The organism is Acinetobacter sp. Marseille-Q1623 (assembly GCF_902809895.1).
GTDB classification, from domain to species: Bacteria; Pseudomonadota; Gammaproteobacteria; order Pseudomonadales; family Moraxellaceae; genus Acinetobacter; species Acinetobacter piscicola_A.
On record NZ_CADDWG010000002.1, the window covers coordinates 190175 to 213298 of the forward strand.

24 protein-coding genes are annotated in these 23124 nt (G+C 38.8%); 20 read left to right on the forward strand and 4 right to left on the reverse strand.

What is annotated here, in order from left to right; genetic code table 11:
* Positions 1–163: 163 nt before the first annotated feature.
* The 8 genes from HUV91_RS13470 to rdgB all read left to right on the forward strand — a co-directional run bounded on the left by HUV91_RS13470 (position 164) and on the right by rdgB (position 9884).
* Positions 164–2404, forward strand: coding sequence for a TonB-dependent receptor (locus HUV91_RS13470; RefSeq protein ID WP_174493746.1), 2241 nt, complete (start codon positions 164–166; stop codon positions 2402–2404).
* Between the two features lie 108 nt (positions 2405–2512).
* On the forward strand, positions 2513–3196 hold the full coding sequence (locus HUV91_RS13475) for a Fe2+-dependent dioxygenase (protein WP_174493747.1): 684 nt from the start codon (positions 2513–2515) through the stop codon (positions 3194–3196).
* Between the two features lie 54 nt (positions 3197–3250).
* A complete protein-coding gene (locus HUV91_RS13480) occupies positions 3251–4351 on the forward strand; it encodes an alpha-hydroxy acid oxidase (RefSeq protein WP_174493748.1) in 1101 nt (366 codons plus the stop codon).
* Between the two features lie 278 nt (positions 4352–4629).
* A complete protein-coding gene (leuA, locus tag HUV91_RS13485) occupies positions 4630–6327 on the forward strand; it encodes a 2-isopropylmalate synthase (protein WP_130072077.1) in 1698 nt (565 codons plus the stop codon).
* 394 nt (positions 6328–6721) lie between these two features.
* Positions 6722–7882: a homoserine O-succinyltransferase MetX gene (metX, locus tag HUV91_RS13490; RefSeq protein WP_130072078.1), complete on the forward strand. Its 1161-nt coding sequence runs from the start codon at positions 6722–6724 to the stop codon at positions 7880–7882.
* The gene (metW, locus tag HUV91_RS13495) at positions 7882–8475 is read left to right on the forward strand and encodes a methionine biosynthesis protein MetW (protein WP_130072079.1); all 594 of its coding nucleotides are present in this window, start codon (positions 7882–7884) and stop codon (positions 8473–8475) included. Before metX ends, metW begins: the two co-directional genes overlap by 1 nt.
* Positions 8472–9065, forward strand: a complete 594-nt coding sequence (locus HUV91_RS13500) for a tetratricopeptide repeat protein (protein WP_130072080.1) — start codon at positions 8472–8474, stop codon at positions 9063–9065. The genes metW and HUV91_RS13500 overlap by 4 nt, the downstream gene beginning before the upstream one ends.
* 192 nt (positions 9066–9257) lie before the next feature.
* Positions 9258–9884 carry an RdgB/HAM1 family non-canonical purine NTP pyrophosphatase gene (gene rdgB, locus HUV91_RS13505; protein ID WP_174493749.1) on the forward strand — a complete coding sequence of 209 codons (627 nt, stop codon included), beginning with the start codon at positions 9258–9260 and terminating at the stop codon, positions 9882–9884.
* A 128-nt stretch (positions 9885–10012) separates the two neighbouring features.
* Here rdgB and HUV91_RS13510 read toward each other — a convergent pair whose 3' ends face one another.
* Positions 10013–10888 (reverse strand): permease, encoded by an 876-nt coding sequence (locus tag HUV91_RS13510; RefSeq protein ID WP_174493750.1) that lies wholly within the window; start codon positions 10886–10888, stop codon positions 10013–10015.
* A gap of 164 nt (positions 10889–11052) precedes the next feature.
* On the opposite strand from HUV91_RS13510, the gene tatA reads away from it, so the two are divergent.
* The 4 genes from tatA (at position 11053) to HUV91_RS13530 (ending at position 14867) form a co-directional block, all read left to right on the forward strand.
* On the forward strand, positions 11053–11274 hold the full coding sequence (gene tatA / locus HUV91_RS13515; protein WP_130072083.1) for a Sec-independent protein translocase subunit TatA: 222 nt from the start codon (positions 11053–11055) through the stop codon (positions 11272–11274).
* 16 nt (positions 11275–11290) lie between these two features.
* Positions 11291–11752 carry a Sec-independent protein translocase protein TatB gene (gene tatB, locus HUV91_RS13520; protein WP_130072084.1) on the forward strand — a complete coding sequence of 154 codons (462 nt, stop codon included), beginning with the start codon at positions 11291–11293 and terminating at the stop codon, positions 11750–11752.
* Complete coding sequence (tatC, locus tag HUV91_RS13525; RefSeq protein WP_174493751.1) at positions 11749–12531, forward strand: twin-arginine translocase subunit TatC; 783 nt, start codon at positions 11749–11751, stop codon at positions 12529–12531. The genes tatB and tatC overlap by 4 nt, the downstream gene beginning before the upstream one ends.
* Before the next feature lie 146 nt (positions 12532–12677).
* On the forward strand, positions 12678–14867 hold the full coding sequence (locus HUV91_RS13530; protein ID WP_174493752.1) for a PhoX family protein: 2190 nt from the start codon (positions 12678–12680) through the stop codon (positions 14865–14867).
* A gap of 64 nt (positions 14868–14931) precedes the next feature.
* On the opposite strand, the gene HUV91_RS13535 is transcribed toward HUV91_RS13530, so the two are convergent.
* Positions 14932–15714, reverse strand: coding sequence for an NRDE family protein (locus tag HUV91_RS13535; protein ID WP_174493753.1), 783 nt, complete (start codon positions 15712–15714; stop codon positions 14932–14934).
* Between the two features lie 105 nt (positions 15715–15819).
* On the opposite strand from HUV91_RS13535, the gene lgt reads away from it, so the two are divergent.
* The 3 genes from lgt (at position 15820) to HUV91_RS13550 (ending at position 17551) form a co-directional block, all read left to right on the forward strand.
* A complete protein-coding gene (gene lgt, locus HUV91_RS13540) occupies positions 15820–16638 on the forward strand; it encodes a prolipoprotein diacylglyceryl transferase (RefSeq protein WP_130072088.1) in 819 nt (272 codons plus the stop codon).
* Between the two features lie 155 nt (positions 16639–16793).
* Positions 16794–17177 (forward strand): hypothetical protein, encoded by a 384-nt coding sequence (locus HUV91_RS13545; protein WP_174493754.1) that lies wholly within the window; start codon positions 16794–16796, stop codon positions 17175–17177.
* Between the two features lie 2 nt (positions 17178–17179).
* A complete protein-coding gene (locus tag HUV91_RS13550) occupies positions 17180–17551 on the forward strand; it encodes a hypothetical protein (RefSeq protein WP_165353023.1) in 372 nt (123 codons plus the stop codon).
* Between the two features lie 82 nt (positions 17552–17633).
* Here the strand turns inward: HUV91_RS13550 and HUV91_RS13555 are convergent, their stop codons facing one another.
* Both HUV91_RS13555 and HUV91_RS13560 read right to left on the reverse strand, forming a co-directional pair.
* Positions 17634–18182: a CHAP domain-containing protein gene (locus HUV91_RS13555; RefSeq protein WP_130072091.1), complete on the reverse strand. Its 549-nt coding sequence runs from the start codon at positions 18180–18182 to the stop codon at positions 17634–17636.
* 298 nt (positions 18183–18480) lie between these two features.
* Positions 18481–19284, reverse strand: a complete 804-nt coding sequence (locus HUV91_RS13560; protein ID WP_174493755.1) for a YwqG family protein — start codon at positions 19282–19284, stop codon at positions 18481–18483.
* 133 nt (positions 19285–19417) lie between these two features.
* Between HUV91_RS13560 and thyA the strand changes: the two genes are divergently transcribed.
* From thyA to msrA, 5 genes are all read left to right on the forward strand, one after another.
* Positions 19418–20260, forward strand: coding sequence for a thymidylate synthase (thyA, locus tag HUV91_RS13565; RefSeq protein ID WP_174493756.1), 843 nt, complete (start codon positions 19418–19420; stop codon positions 20258–20260).
* 95 nt (positions 20261–20355) lie between these two features.
* Positions 20356–20868 (forward strand): dihydrofolate reductase, encoded by a 513-nt coding sequence (locus tag HUV91_RS13570; RefSeq protein ID WP_174493757.1) that lies wholly within the window; start codon positions 20356–20358, stop codon positions 20866–20868.
* A gap of 28 nt (positions 20869–20896) precedes the next feature.
* Positions 20897–21964, forward strand: coding sequence for a DUF4105 domain-containing protein (locus tag HUV91_RS13575; RefSeq protein ID WP_228721875.1), 1068 nt, complete (start codon positions 20897–20899; stop codon positions 21962–21964).
* A 94-nt stretch (positions 21965–22058) separates the two neighbouring features.
* Complete coding sequence (locus HUV91_RS13580; RefSeq protein ID WP_130072095.1) at positions 22059–22487, forward strand: META domain-containing protein; 429 nt, start codon at positions 22059–22061, stop codon at positions 22485–22487.
* A 103-nt stretch (positions 22488–22590) separates the two neighbouring features.
* Positions 22591–23115 carry a peptide-methionine (S)-S-oxide reductase MsrA gene (gene msrA / locus HUV91_RS13585; RefSeq protein ID WP_174493758.1) on the forward strand — a complete coding sequence of 175 codons (525 nt, stop codon included), beginning with the start codon at positions 22591–22593 and terminating at the stop codon, positions 23113–23115.
* The last annotated feature ends 9 nt before the right edge of the window (positions 23116–23124 follow it).

Genomic DNA, 23124 nt, shown 5'->3' on the forward strand with positions numbered 1-23124 from the left:
TTAACATAAAAATCATAAACTTAATATTATTTTACATTATTAAACATTATATTTACAAATGATAATCAATATATTCATAGTTAAAACCAATAACAAAGAATAGTTAAAACAAATAAGAATTATTATTATTCGCATACAAATTTGCATTCACCAGTGAGTCGTTATGTCATTTATTAAATCACGCAAAAAGGTTGTTGTTTCAGCCCTTGCTTCTTCTTTGTCTGTCATTACTACAACTGCGATTGCACAAGAAGATACGATTCAACAACTACCTACAATCCATGCGCAAGCTCACGCAACAAAAAAAGAAAGTTTAAAAGTTGATGAATCAGCAAATAGTAAATTTGTTGCTCCTCTTTTAGACACACCAAAATCTGTGTCTGTAATTTCTAAAAAATTAATCGAAGACACACAAGTGACTACGCTTGCAGATGCACTTCGTACTGTTCCAGGGATTACTTTAGGTGCAGGTGAAGGGGGCAATCCAAATGGTGACCGCCCATTTATTCGTGGTTACAGCTCTGAAAGCTCAATGTATCTAGATGGTATCCGTAACTCAACTTCACAAAACCGTGAAATGTTCGCAGTTGAACAAGTAGAAGTCACCAAAGGTTCTGCTTCTGCCATGGGTGGTGCGGGAACGGTCGGCGGTAGTATCAACATGATCTCTAAAGTGGCTAAAAAAGGTGACTTTTTAGAAGGCTCAGTTGCTGGGGGTACAGACAATTACCAACGTATCACCTTAGATGGTAATAAAGATTTTGGTAATGGCATCGCAGCGCGTGTTGCTGTCCTAGGTCATAAAAATGAAAAACCAGGTCAATCTAATGGTGCGGAATATGCACGTGCCGGCATTGCACCAAGTATTACTTTTGGTTTAAATACTCCTACTCGTGCGACATTAAGTTATTACTACTTAAAATCAGATGATACGCCTGATTCAGGTATCCCTTACTGGAATGCAGCTTTGGGTAAAGCACAAGGTAAACCTGCTGAAGTAAAACAAGGCACTTACTATGGTTGGTTAGACCGTGATTTCCAAAAACAAGAAAACCACGCGGGTACGATTAAGTTAGAACATGACTTAACTGACAACTTAACCCTTACGAACACAGCAATGTACAGCAAATCTAAAAATGATTATGTTTGGACAAATCCTGATGACTCAAAAGGTAATGTCGCTAATGGAAAAGTTTGGCATCGTCTAAATTCAGCAATTACTGACAGCGATACCTTCACTGATCAATTGGCATTAACAGGTAAGTTTAATACAGGTTCAATTAAGCACAGCTTTAATGTCGGCGCTGAATATAGCAAGCAAGAAACAGACAAAGGTGGCTATAATATCATCGATAAAAATGGCACAGTATCTACAACTGGCTTTTTTAGCGACTGCTCAAACTTATCAACAAATTGGTGTACTTCTCTTAATAATCCAACCCAAAAACCATTCTTAGACCGTTTAGAGGCACGCCAAGATTTTGATGCCACTGTTGAAAGTACTTCAGTATATTTATTAGACAATATTGAAATTACACCACAATGGTTACTTGACCTCGGTGTACGTTGGGACAAGTTTGAAGCTGAACAAAATTTCCTTGCAACGTCTTCTGCGGCAGCATATACAGCCAATAACGATTCGGACTTTTTTACTTACCAAGCAGGCGTAACTTTTAAACCTGTTGAAAATGGTTCGATTTATGCAAGTTATGCAACATCTGCAAGCCCTGTAGGTCTAAATGCGGGTTGGGGAGATAATAGCGAAACCATTAATGCCAATAACCAAATGATTGATCCTGAAGAAGCACAAACATTTGAGTTAGGCACAAAATGGGATTTGTTAGATGATCGTTTAAATCTAACTGCTGCAATTTTCCGTACTGAAAAACAAAATACCCGTGTACAACTTGATCCAACGACTTATGCCAATGTTGGTGAAAGTAAAGTTGATGGTATTGAACTGGGCTTAAACGGTAAAATTACTGAAAAATGGGATATTTCTGCAGGATATACCTATCTTGATAGCGAGTTAACCAAGAATGGTAAATCTTGCCGTAATGGAAAATGTACTGACAATGCAGTTTATAATGGCAACCAAATGCCAAACGTTCCAAAACAAGCTGCAACGTTATGGACAACCTATAAAGTCTTACCACAGTTAACACTAGGTGGCGGTGCAGTATATTCAGACACAGTATATGGCGATATCGCAAACATCAAATGGGCACCATCTTATGTCCGTTACGATGCTATGGCACGTTATGACGTAAACAAACAAGTAAATGTACAATTAAATGTCAATAACTTGTCTGATAAACGCTATTTCACAAAAGCTTATGCATCTCACTATGCAACAGAAGCAGATGGTCGTAATGCTGTATTGTCTTTAAACTTTAAATACTAAGTTTTAAGTCTCATCCATCTCGCTTTTTAGATTAGATTTCATGTTATAAAATAGCCTCTAATTTTAGGGGCTATTTTTCTATCCCCATTATTCATGCAAGGTGTGACGATGATTCACCATATTCCAAATGTATTAAGCAAAGAACAAACCGCTTATTTCCGACAAGAAATGAATACAGTTAATTGGGAGGATGGTAAAAAAACCACAGGGTCATTGTCTGCAAATGTTAAACAGAACCAACAACTTCCTGAAAACCACCCACTCACACAGCATTTGGGCAGCATCATCTTAGATGCATTGGCACAGCATCCTTTATTTTTATCAGCAGCACTTCCGTTGGAAATTTTACCACCTTACTTTAATCGTTATGAACAAGGCGAAAAATTTGGATTTCATGTTGATAATGCCATTCGCAATATTCGAGGAACACAACAACGCATCCGTACAGATCTTTCATGTACCCTATTTCTAACCGAACCTGAAGACTATGACGGTGGTGAATTGGTCATTGAGGATACTTACGGCTACCATGAAGTTAAACTGCCTGCGGGGGATTTACTCCTCTATCCTTCAAGCAGTGTACATGAGGTCAGTCCTGTCACCTCAGGTTGTCGTACAGCCTCATTTTTTTGGCTACAAAGTATGATTCGTGATGATGCCAATCGCCATATTTTATTTAATTTAGATCAAAGTATTCAAAATCTTAGGACTGAATTGGGTGATCGACATGCCGAAGTTGTGAAACTCACCAGTCTTTATCATAATTTAATACGTAAATGGGCTGAGTTATAAGTTTATTCAGCCAACGTATTTTTAGCCCACATTTTGTAGATGAATAGGTTTCTTATGAGCTCCTCTGTCCTCGCCCCACTTAGCCAAATCCCCCCTCATCTACAAACCTTGGCAGATTATGAAACTCAAGCGCAAAAACATCTGTCAGATATGGTGTGGCAATATCTACAAGGCGGCGCAATGGATGAATATAGTGTCCGTGACAATCGCCAACAATTCTCCAAAATCCAACTTGTACCAAGATTACTCAATGACCTAACCCAAGGTACAACAGAAATTGAAATTTTAGGACAGAAATTCCCACATCCGATTTTTTTAGCACCCATTGGACATCAACAACAGTTCCACCCTGATGCCGAAGCAGCCACGGCTTTAGCTGCTGAAGTATTGGGTAGCAACTTTATACTCAGTACTTTTACCAATACCGATTTACGCCATTTCAAAGTAGAAAATCCATTGAAATGGTTTCAGCTCTATTGGCAAGGTGATCGTGAGAAATCATTGGCATTGGTAAGACTTGCTGAACAGCAGAACTTTAAAGCGATGGTGATTACAGTTGACTCGCCACATACAGGTATTCGTGATCGTGAACGTCGTGTGTTTTTCCATTTACCTGAAAATATGCAACATCCGCATACTCCCACTCATATTCCTCTGCCTGAACTTCGTGAAGATCAACATCCTGTATTTAATGGCTTAATGCAAATTGCACCGAAATGGGCAGATATTGAATTTATCATTGCCAACACACATTTACCTGTGATTTTAAAAGGTGTACTACATCCTGCTGATGCCCGTAAAGCTATAGCAATCGGGGTAAAAGGTTTACTTATCTCCAATCACGGTGGACGAGTTTTAGATACCGCGATTTCACCACTCAAAGCTTTAGCAAAAATTAAAAGCGTTGTCCCTGCTGATTTTCCTTTACTCCTTGATGGCGGTGTGCGCCGTGGTACAGATGTATTTAAAGCACTGGCCATAGGTGCGTCTGCAGTGTTGATTGGGCGTCCTTATATTCATGGTTTGGCCGTTGCCGGGGCTTTGGGTGTGGCGCATGTGATTAAAATCTTAAAGGAAGAATTTGAGGTGACTATGGCTTTAATGGGAACTTCTACACCAAATGACATTAACACAGACTATATTTCTCAAGAATAATCATTTTCATGAAAATATTTTTCTTATTTAAATGAAATGCTGCACATTAAGGAAATTATTTCCAAAGTATATGTTTTAGAATTAAGCTTAAGTTAATTCATTTACAAGTCATCAAAGTTCCATTGATGTGATGTTAAAAACACCATCATGTTATGCCACTTTAGGCGAATATTCTCCGAAAAATACTTGTAAATCGTTAGAATAGACACAATCTATATTTGTAGTAAGCTGCCTTTACCCAAGATACGAGCAGTACACACTACACAAGGAGTTTCCTCATGATGTTGGCTGATCCAAGTAAAAAATATCGTCGCATGTACCAACGTGTAGACTTGCCAGACCGCCAATGGCCAGATAAAGAAATCAATAAAGCGCCAATTTGGATGAGTACCGACCTTCGTGACGGAAACCAAGCGATTTTTGAACCCATGAACATTGAACAAAAATTCAAAATGTTCCAAATGTTGGTGAAAATTGGTTTTAAACATATTGAAATTGGTTTCCCTTCTGCTTCGCAAATTGACTTTGACTTTACACGTAAATTGATTGAAGAAGGTCATATTCCAGACGACGTTTATATCGAAGTTTTGGTACAAGCACGTGATCATTTGATTCAACGTACTTTTGAATCTTTGCAAGGTGCAAAACGTGCCATTGTGCATATTTATAATTCAAACTCACCGACCTTCCGTCAGAAAGTCTTGAATGTAGATATTGCAGGTGCAAAACAATTGGCAATCAATGCTGCAACTAAAGTCAAAGAATATGCAGCAAAACAACCTGAAACCGAATTTATTTTCCAATACAGCCCTGAATGTTTTACTGCAACAGAATTAGAAGTTGCCAAAGATGTCTGCGACGCTGTAACAGAAATCTGGGAAGCCTCTCCTGACAATAAAGTGATTTTAAACTTACCTGCGACGGTTGAAGTTTCAGGTCCTCATGTCTATGCCGACCAAATTGAATGGATGCACCGTAATCTTGCTCGTCGTGATGGTGTGATCATTTCTGTTCACTGTCACAATGACCGTGGTTGTGGCATTGCAGCATCTGAATTGGCGATCATGGCAGGTGCTGACCGTGTCGAAGGTTGTGTGTTTGGAAATGGTGAACGTACAGGTAATGTGGACGTTGCAGCGATTGCATTGAATATGTACACCCAAGGTGTTGCACCTGAATTAGATTTCTCGAACATCAACGAAATCATTGCGACTGTTGAAGAATGCACAGGCTTACCTGTACACCCTCGTCATCCGTATGCAGGTGACTTGGTGTTTACTGCATTCTCAGGTTCTCACCAAGATGCGATTAAGAAAGGTTTTGAATTTCAAAAAGATCAAGAAATTTGGGATATGCCTTATTTACCAATCGACCCTAAAGATTTAGGTCGTGACTATGACGCCGTGATTCGTGTTAACTCACAATCAGGTAAAGGTGGTATCGCTTACTTGTTAGAATCAAACTACAACGTGGTTTTACCGCGTCGTTTACAAGTTGAATTTTCGCAAGTGGTACAACAGGTTGCTGATGATGAAGGCGTTGAAGTTTCAGCACAACAAATTTGGAACTTGTTCAAAGAGACCTATGTTGCAGCTAAAGATGCACATTATTCAGCGCAGAATTACAGATTGTCTGATGAAAACGGCAATCAAGTGATTGAGCTTGATGTCGTAGTAAATGGTGAAACTCAACATTTACGTGGTGAAGGTAACGGCCCAATTTCAGCAATTTTGAATGCACTTCAATTGCCGATTGATGTCTTGAATTATGAAGAACGTAGCATTAGCTCAGGTGCTAGCGCTAAAGCCTTGGCATTGATCGAACTTCAGGTACATGGTACAGGTAAATCTGCCTTTGGTGCGGGTGTTCATGACAATATTGTCACTTCATCTATCGAAGCGATTATTGCGGCAACCAACCGTTTGATCGACCAAGGTGTGTTGAGCACAGATCAAGTGATCGCTGCTGCTGTATAAGCTAGATCGTATATAAGCAATATCAATTAAAAGACTTTAGAAAGGATGCCCCAAGTGGTATCCTTTTGTTTATGTAATCATTAGATATGCGTATTTTCACAAATCAAAAAATGAACGACTTTAACGACTAAAGTGCTATTTAAGCATTAGAAAGTCTCTTCTCCCTAAGTAAAACAAAGCAGTGCTTTGTTGAGACACACGACCAAGTTGGAGAAGGTGAGAATGAGGGCAAATTTCCAATAATGTCCCCCAGCCTTACCCTCTTCCAAAAGATGGAGGGAGCTTTCTTGGTGAAATATAGCGAAGTTCAAATGATCAAAACAAATCGTTTTCTGATCAGACATTGATTGATGAAAGTTACCTATTTTCTCAAATTTTAAGGCGAACATTTCCTGTGTCATTTCCAGCAGATTCAGTGGGTCTCGTTACCCCGCAAAAGTTTGAATTTAAAGAACCCTTAGAACTCGAATGTGGTCGTGTATTACCTCGTTTCGAAATCATGGTTGAAACTTATGGTGAACTGAATGCAGATCAATCGAATGCTATTTTAATTTGTCATGCATTGTCAGGCCATCATCATGCTGCTGGCTATCATCATGCAGATGATAAAAAGCCTGGTTGGTGGGATGCTTGTATTGGCCCAGGCAAAGCCATTGATACCTCAAAGTTTTTTGTCGTCGCCTTAAATAATATTGGCGGTTGTAATGGTTCTACAGGACCAACTTCACCAAATCCTGAAAATGAAAATCGCCCTTATGGTCCAGACTTTCCTCTCGTCACGGTGCGAGATTGGGTTAAAACTCAAGCCATGTTGTCTGACCGTTTGGGCATTGATGTTTGGTACGCGGTTATTGGAGGCTCATTGGGGGGGATGCAGGCGTTACAATGGTCTGTAGATTATCCTGATCGTTTACAAAAATGCGTCATCATTGCTTCTGCACCGAAGCTATCAGCACAGAATATTGCCTTTAACGAGGTGGCACGTCAGTCCATTCTGTCCGATCCAGATTTCCATCATGGACGTTATCTTGAACATGATAGCTATCCAAAACGTGGCTTAATTTTGGCACGCATGGTCGGTCATATTACCTATCTTTCAGAAGAAGCCATGAAACAGAAATTTGGCCGTGACTTAAAATCAGGCAAATTTATGTATGGCTTTGATGTGGAATTCCAAGTCGAAAGTTATTTACGTTATCAAGGTGAGCAATTCAGCCGTAACTTTGATGCTAATACCTATTTGATCATGACCAAAGCCTTGGATTATTTTGATCCATCACGTGAATATGAGCAATCATTAGTCAAAGCATTGTCCAATACTCAATGTCGTTTCTTGGTGGTTTCATTTACTACAGACTGGCGTTTTAGCCCACAACGCTCTCAGGAAATCGTAGATGCGCTCGTATCTACAAACAAACCAGTCAGTTATTTAGACATTGATGCAGAACAAGGTCATGATTCATTCTTGTTTCCTATTCCGTTATATGTCAAATCATTACGAGCATTTTTAGGTGGTGAACAACACCTTCAAGCAACACCGAAGGAGATAGCATAATGCGTATTGACCACCAACTTGCTGAAAAATGGATTCAACCCGACTCACGTGTCCTCGACTTAGGTTGTGGTGATGGCGAGTTACTTGCACACATGAGTAAAAAACATAATATTCGTGCATACGGACTCGAAATTGATCAAGAAAAGATTGCAATTGCAGTCAGTAGAGGGTTAAATATTATCCAACAAGACTTAAATCTGGGTTTAGGTCGTTTTGCTGATCAGTCTTTTGACTATGTTGTCATGGCTCAAGCATTACAAGCAGTGGATGCACCCGATGTGCTATTGCGCGACATGGTGCGTGTGGGGAAACAGGCAATCATTACATTTCCTAACTTTGCGCATTGGAAGACTCGTTCTTTTCTTGCCTTAAAAGGGATGATGCCCGTTTCAGATGCATTACCGTATATGTGGTATAATACGCCAAATATCCACCTATGCACCTTTCGTGACTTTGAAGCACTTTGTGCGGAAAATCATATTCGTATTATTAATCGACTTGCTGTAAATGGGAACCAACAAGGGAGCTTACTGAGTAAGTCGATCCCAAACTTGTTCGGCGAAGTCGCAATCTATCGAGTGAGCGCTATATGAAAAAATTATTATTAGGCAGTACATTATTTTTTGGGCTGCTTAGTTTTCAAGCCCATGCGGACTATATTCCGCAACAACAAAAGTCAACTGCTGCACTTGCTGCACAGTATGCACATATGAATGTGGCTGACTTAACCAAAGCAGCAAAAGCAGGTCAACCTGCTGCACAGTTTTATCTTGCGACGCGTTATCAATCAGGCAATGGTGTTTCTAAAGATCTAAAAGAAGCTTTTAGTTTGTTTAAAGCTGCGGCGGATCAAGGGATTTCAGCAGCTCAATTGAACGTGGGTCGTATGTATGCTGATGGTATTGGGGTATCTAAAAACGAAGCGTCTGCACGTCAATACTTTGAAAAAGCCGCAAGCCACGGCGATAATCGTGCAAGCTTTAACTTAGCTGTGATGGAAGAGCAAAAGAAAAACTACATTGGTGCTTACCAGTGGTATGAACTTTCAACTCGTGATGGCATGTTAGACAATAAAGTCATTAATATGTCTGAAACCAAAAAAACGGCTTTAGCTGCCAACTTAACGCCTGAACAAATCCGTACTGCGCGTGACCGTGCTGACCGTTGGATTCAAACACAATAAGTTTTATTTTTAAATAAAATACGATAAAGGAAGCACCATTAAGGTGCTTTTTTTTATTTGAGAATAGAATATGCTTTTTTAGCATCATGATTTTTTAAATCATCTTCCATTTCATGGAAAAACTTCTAATTTTCAAACCGCACTCAGAATCAGTTAAAATAGCTTTCACGATTCAAACTCAGAGCAATTGACATGTCTGCACAAGATTGGTTATCCCAAGGAACATTAGTCCTCGCAAGTAATAACAAAGGTAAAATTGCTGAATTTGAAAAAATGTTTGCAGAGTTAAACCTCCCTGTCGAGGTCATTCCTCAAGGCAAACTCAATATTGAAGATGCCGTAGAAGATGGCTTAAGTTTTATTGAAAATGCCATCATCAAAGCACGCCATGCAAGTCGTATTTCAGGAAAACCTGCCATTGCAGATGATTCAGGGATTTGTGTGCCGATGTTAGGTGGTGCACCTGGCATCTACTCTGCACGTTATGCGGGTGAACACGGTGATGATGCCGCAAACAATAAGCAACTTTTAGAAAACCTAAAACCTTTACGCCAAGAAGGCAAAACGATTGAAGCCATGTTTGTTTGTGTTTTAGCTTTGGTTCAACATGCGGATGACCCACTTCCACAAATTTTTCAAGGCATTTGGCAAGGTGAAGTGTTAGATGCTCCACGTGGAGCAAATGGTTTTGGTTACGATCCTTTGTTTTGGTTACCCGAATTGCAGATTTCGAGTGCTGAAATGAGTAAAGAAGAAAAAAATAAAATCAGTCATCGTGGACAAGCCATGCAACTGTTTAAAGCAAGTTTAGAAAAGTAAGAACCTGCCCTCTCCTTGAAAGAATGAGTGTTTATACGCACAACAAGGAGAGGTATTTTCCCTATAAGAATTATAATACCCTTACCTCAGCCCTATAAAACAAGGGGATTTGCATGATTTAAGCCGCCCTACAATAAATGCACCATTACCCCATAAATTAAACATATGCCACAACTGACCATCGTTCCTGCTGCAATGTATTTGGCTGAAATACCTGTCCCTTGATAATGCGTTTCAAGTGCCACAATATTCGCTGCGGGAGGTAAACAGAATAATAAAAACATCACACCAATATTGTCCTGAACATATGCGATTGGTAAAAAATAATAAGCAAATGTACAGAAAATGACGCCACAGATCACTTTGATCAGTGCTACTTTACAACTATAGGTCAAATCCTCTAAATGTACTTTGGTTTTGCGTAACCACATGCCTAATACAGACATACCCGTAAAGACCATCCCCCATTTTGAAAAAGAATAAATCGCATCGATCCACGCATGCTCTTGTACACTTTGCACATTCAACAGTCTTAAAATAGCTGCCAAAATCAAGGCAATAACAGGGGGTGACTTAATGACTTTTTTAAAAATATCTTGAATATTTAAAGGTTCGGAGCTGACAGAAGTTACTGCCCAAATATTGCCAAAAATAGAACCACCGACATAGATGGCAATAATAGATGCACTGATTTGTTCTCCAAACAAAGCCATGGCGATGGGAAAACCGAGCCAAGCCATATTGGTATAACTAAAACAGAGTGACTGTAGTCGGTCTTTGGATAAAAATAGGTAAATAAAAAATAATAAAACTGCTGAAAAAAAGCTAAATAGCATCAAGCCCAAACTGCCCGCCTGATAAAAAACCATATTGTAAATAATCACAATTGGAATGAATAAGCGTGATAAAACAGAAGAAAATAAGCTTTTTAAATGCTGTGAAAATGACGTTGTTGCTAAGATTAAGCCACTACAAAACCCCAAAAGAGGTAATACCGTAGACACTCGCATTCACCTAAAATAATTTCACAGAATTTTAGCATGATGCACCGCAACATGCTTTTGAAAAAGCAACTTTAAAACCCATGTCTTTAAATTGAAATATTGGTGTCACTTTTTTGTCACAGATACCTGTTGAGATAAGCCCTAATGAAACAGGAGATTTTATCATGGCTGGATTATCAATTTGGCACGTACTGATTTTTGCAATTGTAGTGATTTTATTATTTGGTACATCAAAACTTAAAAACTTAGGGAAAGACGTGGGCGGTGCGGTAAAAGACTTTAAAAAATCTATCAAAGAGGATGAAGTTGCGACTCCTAATCTACAAGAGCCACGTACTTTAGAACATCAAAATACCCATGATGTGAACTCTACCGTAAAACACTGATACGGGAGTATAGATCATGCTCGATGTTGGTTTTTCTGAATTACTGGTTTTTGGCGTTATCGCTTTATTGGTTTTAGGTCCTGAAAAGCTGCCTGTCGCTGCACGTTTTGTAGGCAAATGGTATTCTAAAATCAAACGTACTGTCAGTAATGTGCAAAATGACATTGACCGCGAACTCCGTCTTTCCGAATTGCGTGAGCAGATGCAGCTTGAGATGCAACGTATTCAAGAGCTTGAACAAAAAATGCAAGCGCAAATGCAGGAACTACAACAAAACAAACATGCTGAAGAAAAACAAAATATCACAGCAAATGTCACGACTCAGCCGCAAAACACCACTTACCACTTTATGCAAGCTTCAGTTCCAACCGTATATATCGCTCATATTTGGCTGAAAATATTGGCAACATCTAACCATCCAATTCAACAAATTGAACAGCAAGCTTTTACAATGAAACACTTCGAGGTTGCGGTATGAACAGCTCTTTCACCCCACAGGTTCATTCCTCTGAGCCCAATCCTCAGCCTGAATTAGAAGCTATGCCGATCACAAAACATCTGATCGAATTAAGACGTCATTTGTTTAAAATTATTGGTGTATTGATTGCACTATTTTTTTGTTTATTGCCCTTTGCCAATAAAACCTACATCGCCTTATCTGCACCGTTAAGAGCGCAATTGCCCGTAACATCGACCATGATTGCTACCGATGTGTCTGCAACATTTATGGCACCTTTTAAGCTAAATTTCTTTATTGCTTTGATGTTGGCAATGCCTTTTATTCTTTATCAAATTTGGGCATTTGTGAAACCTGCGTTATATGCCAAAGAAAAAAGTTTAGCACTGCCTTTGTTAATTGGCAGTATTAGCCTATTTTATGCAGGTATTGCCTTTGCATATTTTGTGGCTTTGCCCTCGATTTTACATTTTTTCATGAGTGTTTCTCCTGAAACTGTCGCACCGATGACCGACATTAATAGTTATTTGGCATTTTGTTTAAAGCTATTTTTGGTCTTTGGACTCACTTTTGAAATCCCAATTATTACCTTATTGCTGATTTTAATCGGCGTCGTCTCTACACAAGACCTCGTCAACCAACGCCGTTATATTATTGTGGGTTGTTTTTTTATCGCAATGTTTATTACCCCACCTGATGCCATTTCTATGATTATGTTGGCAATTCCAATGTGGTTACTCTTTGAACTGGGTCTAATGTTCGGCAAAATTCTTGAAAAAAGACGCCTCAGTACAGATTAACCTCTGTGATTAACAATATGTTTAATTTCACCATTTTGACATTTTTTCTTCATTAGACTGTCACCTAGCTGTCAAAACGTCGTCATATTTCTTCTCTAAGTTAATAACAACTTTTATCACCATTGATTAATTTTAGGGAAACTTCCATGACCGAGCTGACGCCATATCATGAAGATCAAGAACTTGATAATAATACTTCTGATAACATCCATTTTCGTGACATTTTAGAACAACATATTACACGCCGTAGCTTAATTGCAAAAACAGCCAGTGGTGCAGCTGCTTTGGCTTTAGCTTCTACATTAACAGGCTGTGGTGATAATAAAGATTCATCTAATAATGTAACACCCCCAACGCCTACACCTGTTGATCCTAATAAAAAACCTGAAAAATTAACCTTTAAGCCTGTCGCTAAAAATCTGAATGACATTGTGACTGTACCTGAAGGTTATGAAGCGACTGTACTGTATGCAATGGGCGACTCCATTAATCCTGCCTATGCTGAATGGAATGATAATGCTGTTCCATCGGGTCCAAGTTTTCAGTATCGATCAGGTGACTGTCATGACGGTATGAGCTATTTTGGTTTAAATCAGACCACCAAAAACTACGATCCAACCGTATCGGAAAGTGGTTTATTGGTCATGAACCATGAATATATCAATCCAACGTTCTTGCATCCTCAAGGTCCGACACTGAGTGCTGACGGTCGCCGCCCTGAAGATGAAGTGATTCGTGAAATGAATGCACACGGTGTTTCAATCATTGAGTTGAAAAAAGACAAAACAACGCAAAAAGTCGAGATTGTTAAAAACTCACTGTTTAATCGCCGTATTACTGCATCAACAGTGATGGATTTTGCAGGTGTTGTGGCAGGTTCAGACCTTTTAGTCACCAAATATTCAGCAGCAGGTAAACAAACTCGCGGTACTCATAACAACTGTGGTAATGGCTATACACCATGGGGAACATACTTAACCACTGAAGAAAACTATATTGGTTATTTCATCCGTAATAAAGGTGATGACGCTAAACGTACGGCAGCAGAAATTATCGCACTTAAACGTTATGGTCTAAAAGATGGTGCAAGCTCACGCTACAAATGGGAAACTGCCCTCGGTGAATTAGAAAGCCAAGACTTATATGACCGTTGGAATTCTTCAATCACTGCAGACAAAGCGACCCAAGACTATCGTAACAGTGCCAATACTTTTGGTTGGATCGTAGAAATCGACCCATTTGATAATCGTCAAAATCCAGTCAAACGTACTTCTTTAGGTCGCTTTGCGCATGAAGACTGTCGTGCAAGCCGTTTGATCGAAGGTGAAAACCTTGCGTTCTATATGGGTGACGACTCACGTGGCGAATATATTTACAAATTTGTTTCTGATGCAAAATGGTCTGCCAAAGATATTAACGGCGGCTATAAAGCAGGCGATAAATATATGAACTCAGGCAAACTTTATGTTGCCAAGTTCAACAGTGATGGAACAGGTCAATGGATCGAATTGGCTTATGGTAAAAATGGCTTAAATGCGACAAATAGCGTCTATCCATTTCAATCACAAGCAGAAGTCACAACCTTTGCTCGTCTTGCAGGCGATGCAGTGGGCGCAACCAAAATGGATCGCCCTGAATGGGTTGCGGTAAACCCTGAAAATGGAGAAGTTTATGTGACACTGACCAACAACTCAAACCGTGGTACAGCCTATCCAACAGATGCAGCCAATCCACGTAACTACCAAGATCCTGAAGGTGGAAAAGGTAATGTGAATGGTCATATTATCCGCTTCCATGAAGATGGTAATACAACAACGGCAACAACATTTAAATGGGACATCTACCTATTTGGTGCGGAAGCAAAAATGGCAAATAACATTAACTTGTCTGGCTTAAATGATAACAATGACTTGTCTTCTCCAGATGGTATGTGGTTTGACCCACGTGGTGTGCTTTGGATTCAAACAGATGATGGTGCATATACAGATACGACCAATTGTATGATGCTAGCAGCATTACCAGGTAAAGTGGGTGATGGTACTAAAGCAACGACATCAACAGGTCAAGAAACCATTGTTGGTGCGAAAATGACCGATGATAATTTACGTCGTTTCCTCACAGGCCCAACAGAATGTGAGATTACAGGGGTCACAATGACACCTGACCATAAAGCAATCTTCATCAATGTACAACATCCGGGTGAAGATTCAGCAAGCTATGACAAACCATCAAGTCATTGGCCAGCAACTCAAAAAGATGCCAGCAATAAAACTGCTCGCCCACGTTCAGCAACCGTGGTTATCACACGTAAAGATGGCGGTACAATCGCAGGCTAATACGCTTATTATATGATTGTAATCTGCTTTATACGCCATATGTATTCACTACATATGGCGTTTTTTAATGTGAAAGCAATCGAGCGATCTGAATCACTTCCCCTGATTTTTCACCCTGTTGGGTTTTTTCAAACCATTGCATTTTAGAATGCTGAATGGTTAAAAAGTTTGAACATCGTGTCCCATAAATTGGACTTTGAATAAAAGTAGAAGACAATAAATGTTCCATTTCAGTACTAATACCAGTATTGGGCAATAAGTCAGGAATGATTTTACGTTCATCTTGTAAAAGATCCCATACGGCAGAGACTATATCGTGCTCAGGTATCAATGGCTGTTGCAGCATCGGTAAAAATTCCTGTGTAAAACGCTTACGCAAATGTTGCGTTTTTTCCCAGTTTTCACTCAATAACCCATTCGATACCACAAACACACCTTTGGCTAAGACCTGTGGGGCTTCTCCACGATTACTCATATATACCGCTTGGTTTCGATCTCCGATAAATAAATTAAATCCCGCATAATCACATTGTTTTTTTTCTAAATCTTGGGCAAAACGAATGGGGGGTTGTGCGGACTGTAAAAAGGCCTGAATCAAATGTCCTCGTGAAGTTGCATATTGTTTCTTATCCTGTCCATCTCGAAAATTAGTGACAATCGCCCAACGTCCTTGCGCAGTTACACCCATCCATGTCCCGCCAGATTGCAAGTCTTGCCCTGCAATAATTGGACTATTTTCCCAGTGATGTAGCTGTGAAGCAGCACGATGATAAAATTCATCTCGATTTGAAATCAAACACAATGGTATATCATCAAAGACTTGCCATGCCAAAGCCACGATACACATATTTTTATTCCATCTCAGATTACTTTAAGTTTACACATTGAATGTACAACATTTTTCATATCTTTCAGCTAAAATCTGTGCAAAACAGAATACAAAGGACAAGGCATGCTGACCTACCCGAATATCGACCCAGTCGCAATCGCATTGGGGCCACTTAAAGTACATTGGTATGGAATCATGTATCTTCTTGCATTTTTATGTGCTTGGGGACTGGCAACTTACCGTGCAAAACAGCGCACCAATTGGAACTCAGAAATGATTTCCGACCTAGTATTCTATGGTGCCTTAGGTGTGGTGCTCGGTGGACGTATTGGGTACGTACTATTTTATGAGTTTGACAAATTTATTGCCGACCCAATCTGGTTATTTAAAGTCTGGACTGGTGGCATGAGTTTTCATGGCGGCTTCCTCGGTGTGATGATCGCGATGCTGTTATGGTGTCATAAATACAAAAAAACTTGGTTTGAAACGCTGGACTTTATCGCACCCTGTGTTCCGACAGGTCTAATGTTTGGTCGTTTTGGTAATTTTATCGGTGGCGAACTTTATGGTCGTCAAGTATCCGATCCAAACTTTGCTTTAGGCATGATTTTCCCGACAGATCCACTACATTTGGTCCGTCATCCATCACAAATTTACCAAGCATTATGTGAAGGTTTATTACTCTTTATTATCTTATGGTGGTTTAGCTCGAAACCTCGTCCTCGTTATGCTGTTTCAGCTATCTTTTTGATCGGTTATGGTTGTGCACGCTTCTTTATGGAATTCTTCCGTGAACCCGATGCAGATCAAGGCTACATCTTATTTGGTTGGATGACCAAAGGTCAGATTTTATCTTTCCCGATGATTTTGATTGGAGTTTGGATGATTTGGTATGCCTACCAAAAGAAAATTTTTGACTGGGGTCCACAGAAAAACACTTAAAAGCCAAACTTCACTTTGAAGCGACAACCAGCGGATGCACAAGCATCCGCTTTTTATCTTTTATTTTCTTATTTTTTAATGACTACGTAACTAAAACTCATCTTTTCAATCAGTTCATTTATACTAAAAGCGTCTTTTTAAAATACACATCCATCATGCTTGAATTCTGGTTTGATCCAAAAACCCCGATCTTGAAAAAGCTATTTTTCTTGATTGTCATCGCCATTGCAACTGTAGTGCTCTATCGTATGCAACCTTTGACCTATAGCGCGATCTTAATGTTTGTCGCAACAGGTGTGATCTTCCTGATTTGTCGTTATTGTAAAATACATTTTGTGGCACAGAAGCCAACGGGTATTGTGTATCGTGTCCTGACATGGATTCCAATCGCGCTTTTATTGGCATTGATTTTTAAAAATATGAATCAAGGTGAAATTTTAATTCCTGGTGCACAAGGTATTTGCTTTATGGCATTGGCAGTATGTCTCTTTTCACCTTTGTCATTACTCCATCAAAACAAACCCACACAAGTCTCTTAAATATGCTCGATTTTTGGTATTCGCAACGTTGTACCCGACAAATAAAATTGATGGTCAGCATTGGGCTGTGTATTGGGATTTATTATTGTTCAAGCATTGTCAAACTCAGTCCATTCTTTGTGGGAATCAGTTTAGCAATAGGCATCATCTTACACCTGCTAAAACAGCTCAGTTTGAAACGTTTACAACATAGCAGCCAAGTCAAAATTTTAAAAACATTAATCATGTTTCTCCCCATTTTAACTTTGACCATCATGGCTTGGTATCTGCCACAGCAAGATCTGATCTACTTGATCTTACAATGTCTTGGCTTTATGACTTTAGGTTTTATTCTCATTGCCAATTATGAAAATCGTGCGAAGCGTATCAATTAAAAAGGAAGATTTCCCGAATAAGCTTCCTTTTTAATTTAGTCTGCACATTTTTATGCTTAAAATGCGCTTGCACGCGTGAAGATTAAACAGGTAAACGATAATATTTATACGTTACATCGCCTTTGTAAACGTCATAACTGCGTTGTTTAAAGTCTGATACCCACTCAGTCCCCGTATAGCCTGCAATATGCCCATAACGGTGTTTAGCGGTGCGATCAATAATATAAATATCACCTTCTTTAGGATGATCAAAAGCAGGTTGAATCTGTTTATAACCAATTTCTTCGAGTGTTCCACCCCAATCTGCCGCAGCGATTGGATGATTGGTAAATTTAGCACCTGCTGTTTGTAATGCAATACGGATACTGCGTGCGCAACGTGCTGAACTGGTACGTGCAGAAATACTGTCTAATTTATTGATGAATTTATCAATATCAATTTGAAATGCATTACTCAACGAAAACTTATTCGCTTGTGCAACTTTCAATTTATTCTGTTGAATAATCGCTGTTGGATTGAAGTCATCTTGCTGAGGGTAAAAAGAACCGCTTTCAAGTTGGAAAATAAACTGGCTCTCAGTATTACTTGCATGTAAATCTGACACGGGTTGAGTATTTAAATCGATAATCATTGCTCAACCTCATCCTTGTTTCTTTGAACCTGTCCTACCATAAAAAAACCAATACACTTATGAAAGAAGCAGTGATACTAGCCATAGATTCTTAAAAAGTGGTTAATGTAAATGTAATAAAATTTGTGAATGTAAATGAGAATAGTTTAAGTTGCTCTTTCTGCGGTTATTTTACAAGATTATTTTTTATATCAATTATGCTTATATATTTATGCTTTTTTATGAAATAGAATATTAATGTGAAATATATCACACAATCAATAAGAAACCTATCTCTCGATAGGTCCATGCCATGTCATTAAGAACAATCCCAGTTATACATCACTTTAGAAAAATCGCTTTTCTTCAGGTCATCGGGGTGGATAAAGAAATTGGCAACCCCACAATCTCCCCATAAAATTTCCACATTTTCTTGTCCTGAACTATCCAACTGAAACAGTAAAATATAATCTTTAAAGCGTTCATCATTGCCTCGTGGATCATCCTGTGTAAAGTAAGGATAACCCCCTAGATGGTGCCCACTAGCAGAAAATGCGTCTTCATATGCATCATACAGATCTTCTGCGGCATCATCGTCCATCTCATAAGGATCACAAATCTGCTCAGCAAAATGATAATCAGATATCGAAATATAGCGCTCTTGTGCCTGAAACTGTACAGCATATTGCCCTGTTACAGGGTTCATCTCCTGATCTAAAGTTTGTATTGGAAATGTATGTAACAACTGTGTGGTATCTTGTATCACTTGCTCATGAAAAATCACCCGAAAATTATTTTGATTTTGTGGCTCATCAAAATCTAGCCCCCATAAATCATCTTCAATATCAATAAAAAACTGTAAAATTCCTGTTTTTGGGTAAAGATCATTCTCAGGGAGTTCAGCAAAATTAATCTGTGCCAATAAAACCAAAGCTCGACCTTCTGCATTGTGTGGGTAGTCTGTACTTAAAGGAAAATAAGGTTCACCGCCGACTTTGCTTTGCCATAGCGTCAAATCGTCAGCAGGCGTTAAATTCAACGCAATCGCTGACTTTTTTGTTGCTAAAATTTGTACTTTATAGTGCTGAATAAACTCAGGTATTTCGCTCGAATTGATGTGCATTGTTTTTCTCTCTTGTTATCTCTAGTTAAAATAAATTAGCGTTTAGTATAAACTGAGCGGTTAAGCAAAAATATGACCATCTTGTGCTATAAGACGAGTTGTGTCGTTTAAAAACAGATTTTTTGGAATTGATATGAGAGCGTATTTAGACCTTTTACAACACATCCTCGACAATGGTGGCGACAAGGGCGACCGTACAGGCACAGGAACACGTTCTGTATTTGGTCATCAAATGCGTTTTGACTTGTCCAAAGGTTTTCCACTACTCACGACTAAAAAAGTGCATTTTCGTTCAATTGTGATTGAACTATTATGGTTTTTAAAAGGCGATACCAACGTTCAGTATTTAAAAGACAACAAAGTCTCTATCTGGGATGAATGGTCTACTGCTGAACAAACTGCACGTTTTGGTCGTCCCGAAGGTGAACTCGGCCCTGTATATGGTCATCAATGGCGTAATTTTGGTGCAACAAAGCTTGAAAATGGCTTATATGAAAATGACGGCTTTGATCAAATCAAATGGCTCGTTAATGAAATCAAAACCAATCCGAATTCACGCCGTTTGATTGTTTCAGGTTGGAACCCTCAAGAAGCAGGTCAAGTCGCATTACCGCCTTGTCATACGTTATTTCAGTTTTTTGTACAAGATGGCAAATTATCTTGTCAGCTTTATCAACGCAGTGCGGATGTATTTTTAGGTGTTCCATTTAATATCGCAAGCTATGCACTACTCACCCATATGATTGCACAAGTCTGTGGTTTAGCTGTGGGAGATTTTGTTTGGACAGGTGGTGATACACATTTATATGCCAACCATTTTGAACAAGCACAGTTACAGTTAACGCGTGAACCCTTGCCACTATGTCAATTAAAGCTCAACCCTGAAATCACAGATATTTTTGATTTTAAATTTGAAGATATTGAAATTGTCGGTTATGAATCTCATCCTGCAATTAAAGCACCTGTTGCGGTTTAATTTTACACACTATTTCTCAATAAAGCCCATTCCCGTTCAAGTACTCCCCTCTCTTTAAACAGAGAGGTTGAGAGGAATTCAAAAACGAGTTCACTATGACATTTAAAAATTTAGAAGTTGTTCATGTTGTTGCTATGGATCAGCAACGCTGTATTGGTAAAGGTAATGATCTTCCTTGGCATATTTCAGCTGACCTAAAACACTTTAAGGAAATCACCCAAGGTGGTGTCGTTGTGATGGGACGTAAAACTCTTGAGTCTATGGGGCGCGCGCTACCTAAACGTGTCAACTGGGTCATTACCCGTGATCCAAACTGGACATTTGAAGGTGTCAAAAGAGCACATAGCATTGAAGATGCTCTCGCGCTTGCAACTTCCGATGTACTCGCTTCAGAAAAACCAAGTAGCATTTTTATCATTGGGGGTGGTGAAATTTTTAAACAAACGATGCATATTGCTGATCGTTTAGAATTGACGCATGTCGAACTAGATGTACAAGGCGATGCACACTATCCAGAAATCCCGACGGCATTTAAAAAAGTTGCTTCTGAATCACATATTGATGACAAAACAGCTATTGCTTTTGAGTTTGCAACTTATCGAAAATAAGCATCAATTCAAATCATGATTTTGAAATATGCCAGAATTCCAAAAAAAATCTATTTTTCATACATTTGGAATGGGATTACTCCATTCCATTTTTAGTCTTTTTGTGCTCATTTCTTCTATTTGGCTATGTGGTGTCATTTGGTTTCAAGAACCTTTAGGTATAGTATTCAGCCGTGTCCTCATCGCCATTTGGATCATATTTTCCCTCAGTATTTTAGGCATTTATATTCGTCAAAATCTGTTTAGTCGCAATAAAGATATTTTGCTGTATAGCGTCGTTTTTATACTGAGTCTGCTGTGGTATTTTAATATTCCTGCCAAACAAAACCGTGACTGGAATCCTGAAGTAGACCGTTTATTTACCTATCAAAAACAAGGTGATATCGTCACCATTCAGAATATTCGTAATTTTAATTGGAAAACTGAAGACCAATACGATGCGCATTGGGATACACGCCGTTATAATTTAAATCATATTACAGGGGTCAATATCATTACCTCTTATTGGATGGGACCACAAATTGCACATACTTTGGTAAGTTTTGATTTTTCTGATCAAAAACCTTTGGTATTTTCAATTGAAATCCGTAAAGAAAAAACTGAAAGTTTTTCTGCAATCGGGGGCTTTTTCCGTAAATATGAGTTGAGTTTAATTGCCTCAGATGAAAAAGATTTAATTTATACCCGTAGTAATGTACGCAATGAACAAGTGTATTTCTTCCCAATCAATATGCCCAAAGCTGAAATGCGTGCCTTATTTGAAGAATATTTGAGTAAAACTGATGAGTTGGCACAACAAGCAAAATGGTATAACACGCTCACCAGTAATTGCACGACGCTCGTTTTTGACATGATCCAAGCCATTTCACCTAAAGAGTTACCGATAGATTATCGTTTGCTTGCCTCAGGTTATTTACCGAATTATCTCTATGATCTAGGTGCCTTAAATGCACAATGGAATATGCACCAGTGGTATCAACATGCACATGTCAATCCTCGTACAGATCAGTTTAAACATTTTAAATATCAAAGCAGTGAGAACTACTCCCAAGTGATTCGTGAAGGTTTACCGAAAACGGTCACAAAGGGTTCATAATTCAGTAGATTTTTAACGCTTAGATACATTGTCAAGCTAGTGATTTGCATGATTTTTTGTTTATATAGAAGCAGTCTATATTTCTGAGAAAATCATGCTAAAAAATCTGTTATGGATCGGTATTGTATCAACTGCAATCGTTGGCTGTACGACAACAACACAGTCAGTGCAACAACAAGAAAATTTAGCAGTGTTGCAAAATAAAACGTGGGTCATGACCCATATTGGCGCAACCGAATTTGCGAAAAAAGCAGAAACGCCTATGATTCAATTTGGCAGTGACTTACGTGTCAGTGGCTCAGATGGATGTAACCGTATTATGGGCAATTATGCAGTAAAAAATCATCATTTAAACCTCGGTGACATCGCTTCAACAAAAATGTTATGCCCAAACAATCAAGATATTGTTGCAAAATACCATACGGCTTTAAAGAAAGTCATGGGTTATCAAGCGTATGATCAAACTTTAAAACTGTTAGATCAGCATGGCAATGTGGTGTTGCAATACCACACTGCACCATAAGTTTGAATATATTCAAGCAGCATAAGTATCCGTACTATTTAGGTTTTTATGCTGTTTCATTTTTCTTTTTTGATCTAGAAAATAAAATAGAAGGGAGATCATGATGCAACAGGCATTATTTGGTGGTGGATGTTTTTGGTGTACTGAAGCTGTATTTTTACAACTTAAGGGCGTAGACAAAGTCGTCAGCGGTTATGCAGGTGGTAATACGATAAACCCGACTTATGAGCAAATCTGCACAGGTAACACTAACCATGCAGAAGTAATTTTAATTGATTTCGATGAGCAGCAAATCAGTTTTAAACAATTACTCAATGTTTTTTTTACCACACATGATCCAACCACACTCAACCGTCAAGGCAATGATATTGGCACACAATATCGTTCAGTGATTTATTATTTTAATGATGAGCAAAAAGCACAAGCTGAAAGCTATATTGCAGAATTAACAGCACAAGATTTAAATATCGTCACCGAACTTTCTCCTGTGCCAACCTTCTACCCTGCGGAAGACTATCACCAAAATTATTACGCCAAAAACCCGTCACAAGGGTATTGCAACTTTGCTATTCCACCCAAACTGATGAAATTACAAAGCCAATTTAAAGACTTACTCAAAGAGAGTTAATTGCAAACT

Excerpts from the sequence above, each read along its gene's own strand:
- HUV91_RS13535 (WP_174493753.1), bottom strand. The coding sequence starts at position 15,714 with ATGTGTATCGTGGCTTTGGCATGGCAAGTCTTTGATGATATACCATTG.
- thyA (WP_174493756.1), top strand. The coding sequence starts at position 19,418 with ATGAGAGCGTATTTAGACCTTTTACAACACATCCTCGACAATGGTGGC.
- HUV91_RS13580 (WP_130072095.1), top strand. The coding sequence starts at position 22,059 with ATGCTAAAAAATCTGTTATGGATCGGTATTGTATCAACTGCAATCGTT.
- tatC (WP_174493751.1), top strand. The coding sequence starts at position 11,749 with ATGAACAGCTCTTTCACCCCACAGGTTCATTCCTCTGAGCCCAATCCT.
- HUV91_RS13560 (WP_174493755.1), bottom strand. The coding sequence starts at position 19,284 with ATGCACATCAATTCGAGCGAAATACCTGAGTTTATTCAGCACTATAAA.
- HUV91_RS13480 (WP_174493748.1), top strand. The coding sequence starts at position 3,251 with ATGAGCTCCTCTGTCCTCGCCCCACTTAGCCAAATCCCCCCTCATCTA.
- HUV91_RS13500 (WP_130072080.1), top strand. The coding sequence starts at position 8,472 with ATGAAAAAATTATTATTAGGCAGTACATTATTTTTTGGGCTGCTTAGT.
- HUV91_RS13555 (WP_130072091.1), bottom strand. The coding sequence starts at position 18,182 with ATGATTATCGATTTAAATACTCAACCCGTGTCAGATTTACATGCAAGT.
- leuA (WP_130072077.1), top strand. The coding sequence starts at position 4,630 with ATGATGTTGGCTGATCCAAGTAAAAAATATCGTCGCATGTACCAACGT.
- HUV91_RS13545 (WP_174493754.1), top strand. The coding sequence starts at position 16,794 with ATGCTTGAATTCTGGTTTGATCCAAAAACCCCGATCTTGAAAAAGCTA.
- HUV91_RS13550 (WP_165353023.1), top strand. The coding sequence starts at position 17,180 with ATGCTCGATTTTTGGTATTCGCAACGTTGTACCCGACAAATAAAATTG.
- HUV91_RS13575 (WP_228721875.1), top strand. The coding sequence starts at position 20,897 with ATGCCAGAATTCCAAAAAAAATCTATTTTTCATACATTTGGAATGGGA.
- metW (WP_130072079.1), top strand. The coding sequence starts at position 7,882 with ATGCGTATTGACCACCAACTTGCTGAAAAATGGATTCAACCCGACTCA.
- HUV91_RS13475 (WP_174493747.1), top strand. The coding sequence starts at position 2,513 with ATGATTCACCATATTCCAAATGTATTAAGCAAAGAACAAACCGCTTAT.
- msrA (WP_174493758.1), top strand. The coding sequence starts at position 22,591 with ATGCAACAGGCATTATTTGGTGGTGGATGTTTTTGGTGTACTGAAGCT.
- HUV91_RS13570 (WP_174493757.1), top strand. The coding sequence starts at position 20,356 with ATGACATTTAAAAATTTAGAAGTTGTTCATGTTGTTGCTATGGATCAG.
- tatA (WP_130072083.1), top strand. The coding sequence starts at position 11,053 with ATGGCTGGATTATCAATTTGGCACGTACTGATTTTTGCAATTGTAGTG.
- HUV91_RS13530 (WP_174493752.1), top strand. The coding sequence starts at position 12,678 with ATGACCGAGCTGACGCCATATCATGAAGATCAAGAACTTGATAATAAT.
- tatB (WP_130072084.1), top strand. The coding sequence starts at position 11,291 with ATGCTCGATGTTGGTTTTTCTGAATTACTGGTTTTTGGCGTTATCGCT.
- rdgB (WP_174493749.1), top strand. The coding sequence starts at position 9,258 with ATGTCTGCACAAGATTGGTTATCCCAAGGAACATTAGTCCTCGCAAGT.
- lgt (WP_130072088.1), top strand. The coding sequence starts at position 15,820 with ATGCTGACCTACCCGAATATCGACCCAGTCGCAATCGCATTGGGGCCA.
- HUV91_RS13470 (WP_174493746.1), top strand. The coding sequence starts at position 164 with ATGTCATTTATTAAATCACGCAAAAAGGTTGTTGTTTCAGCCCTTGCT.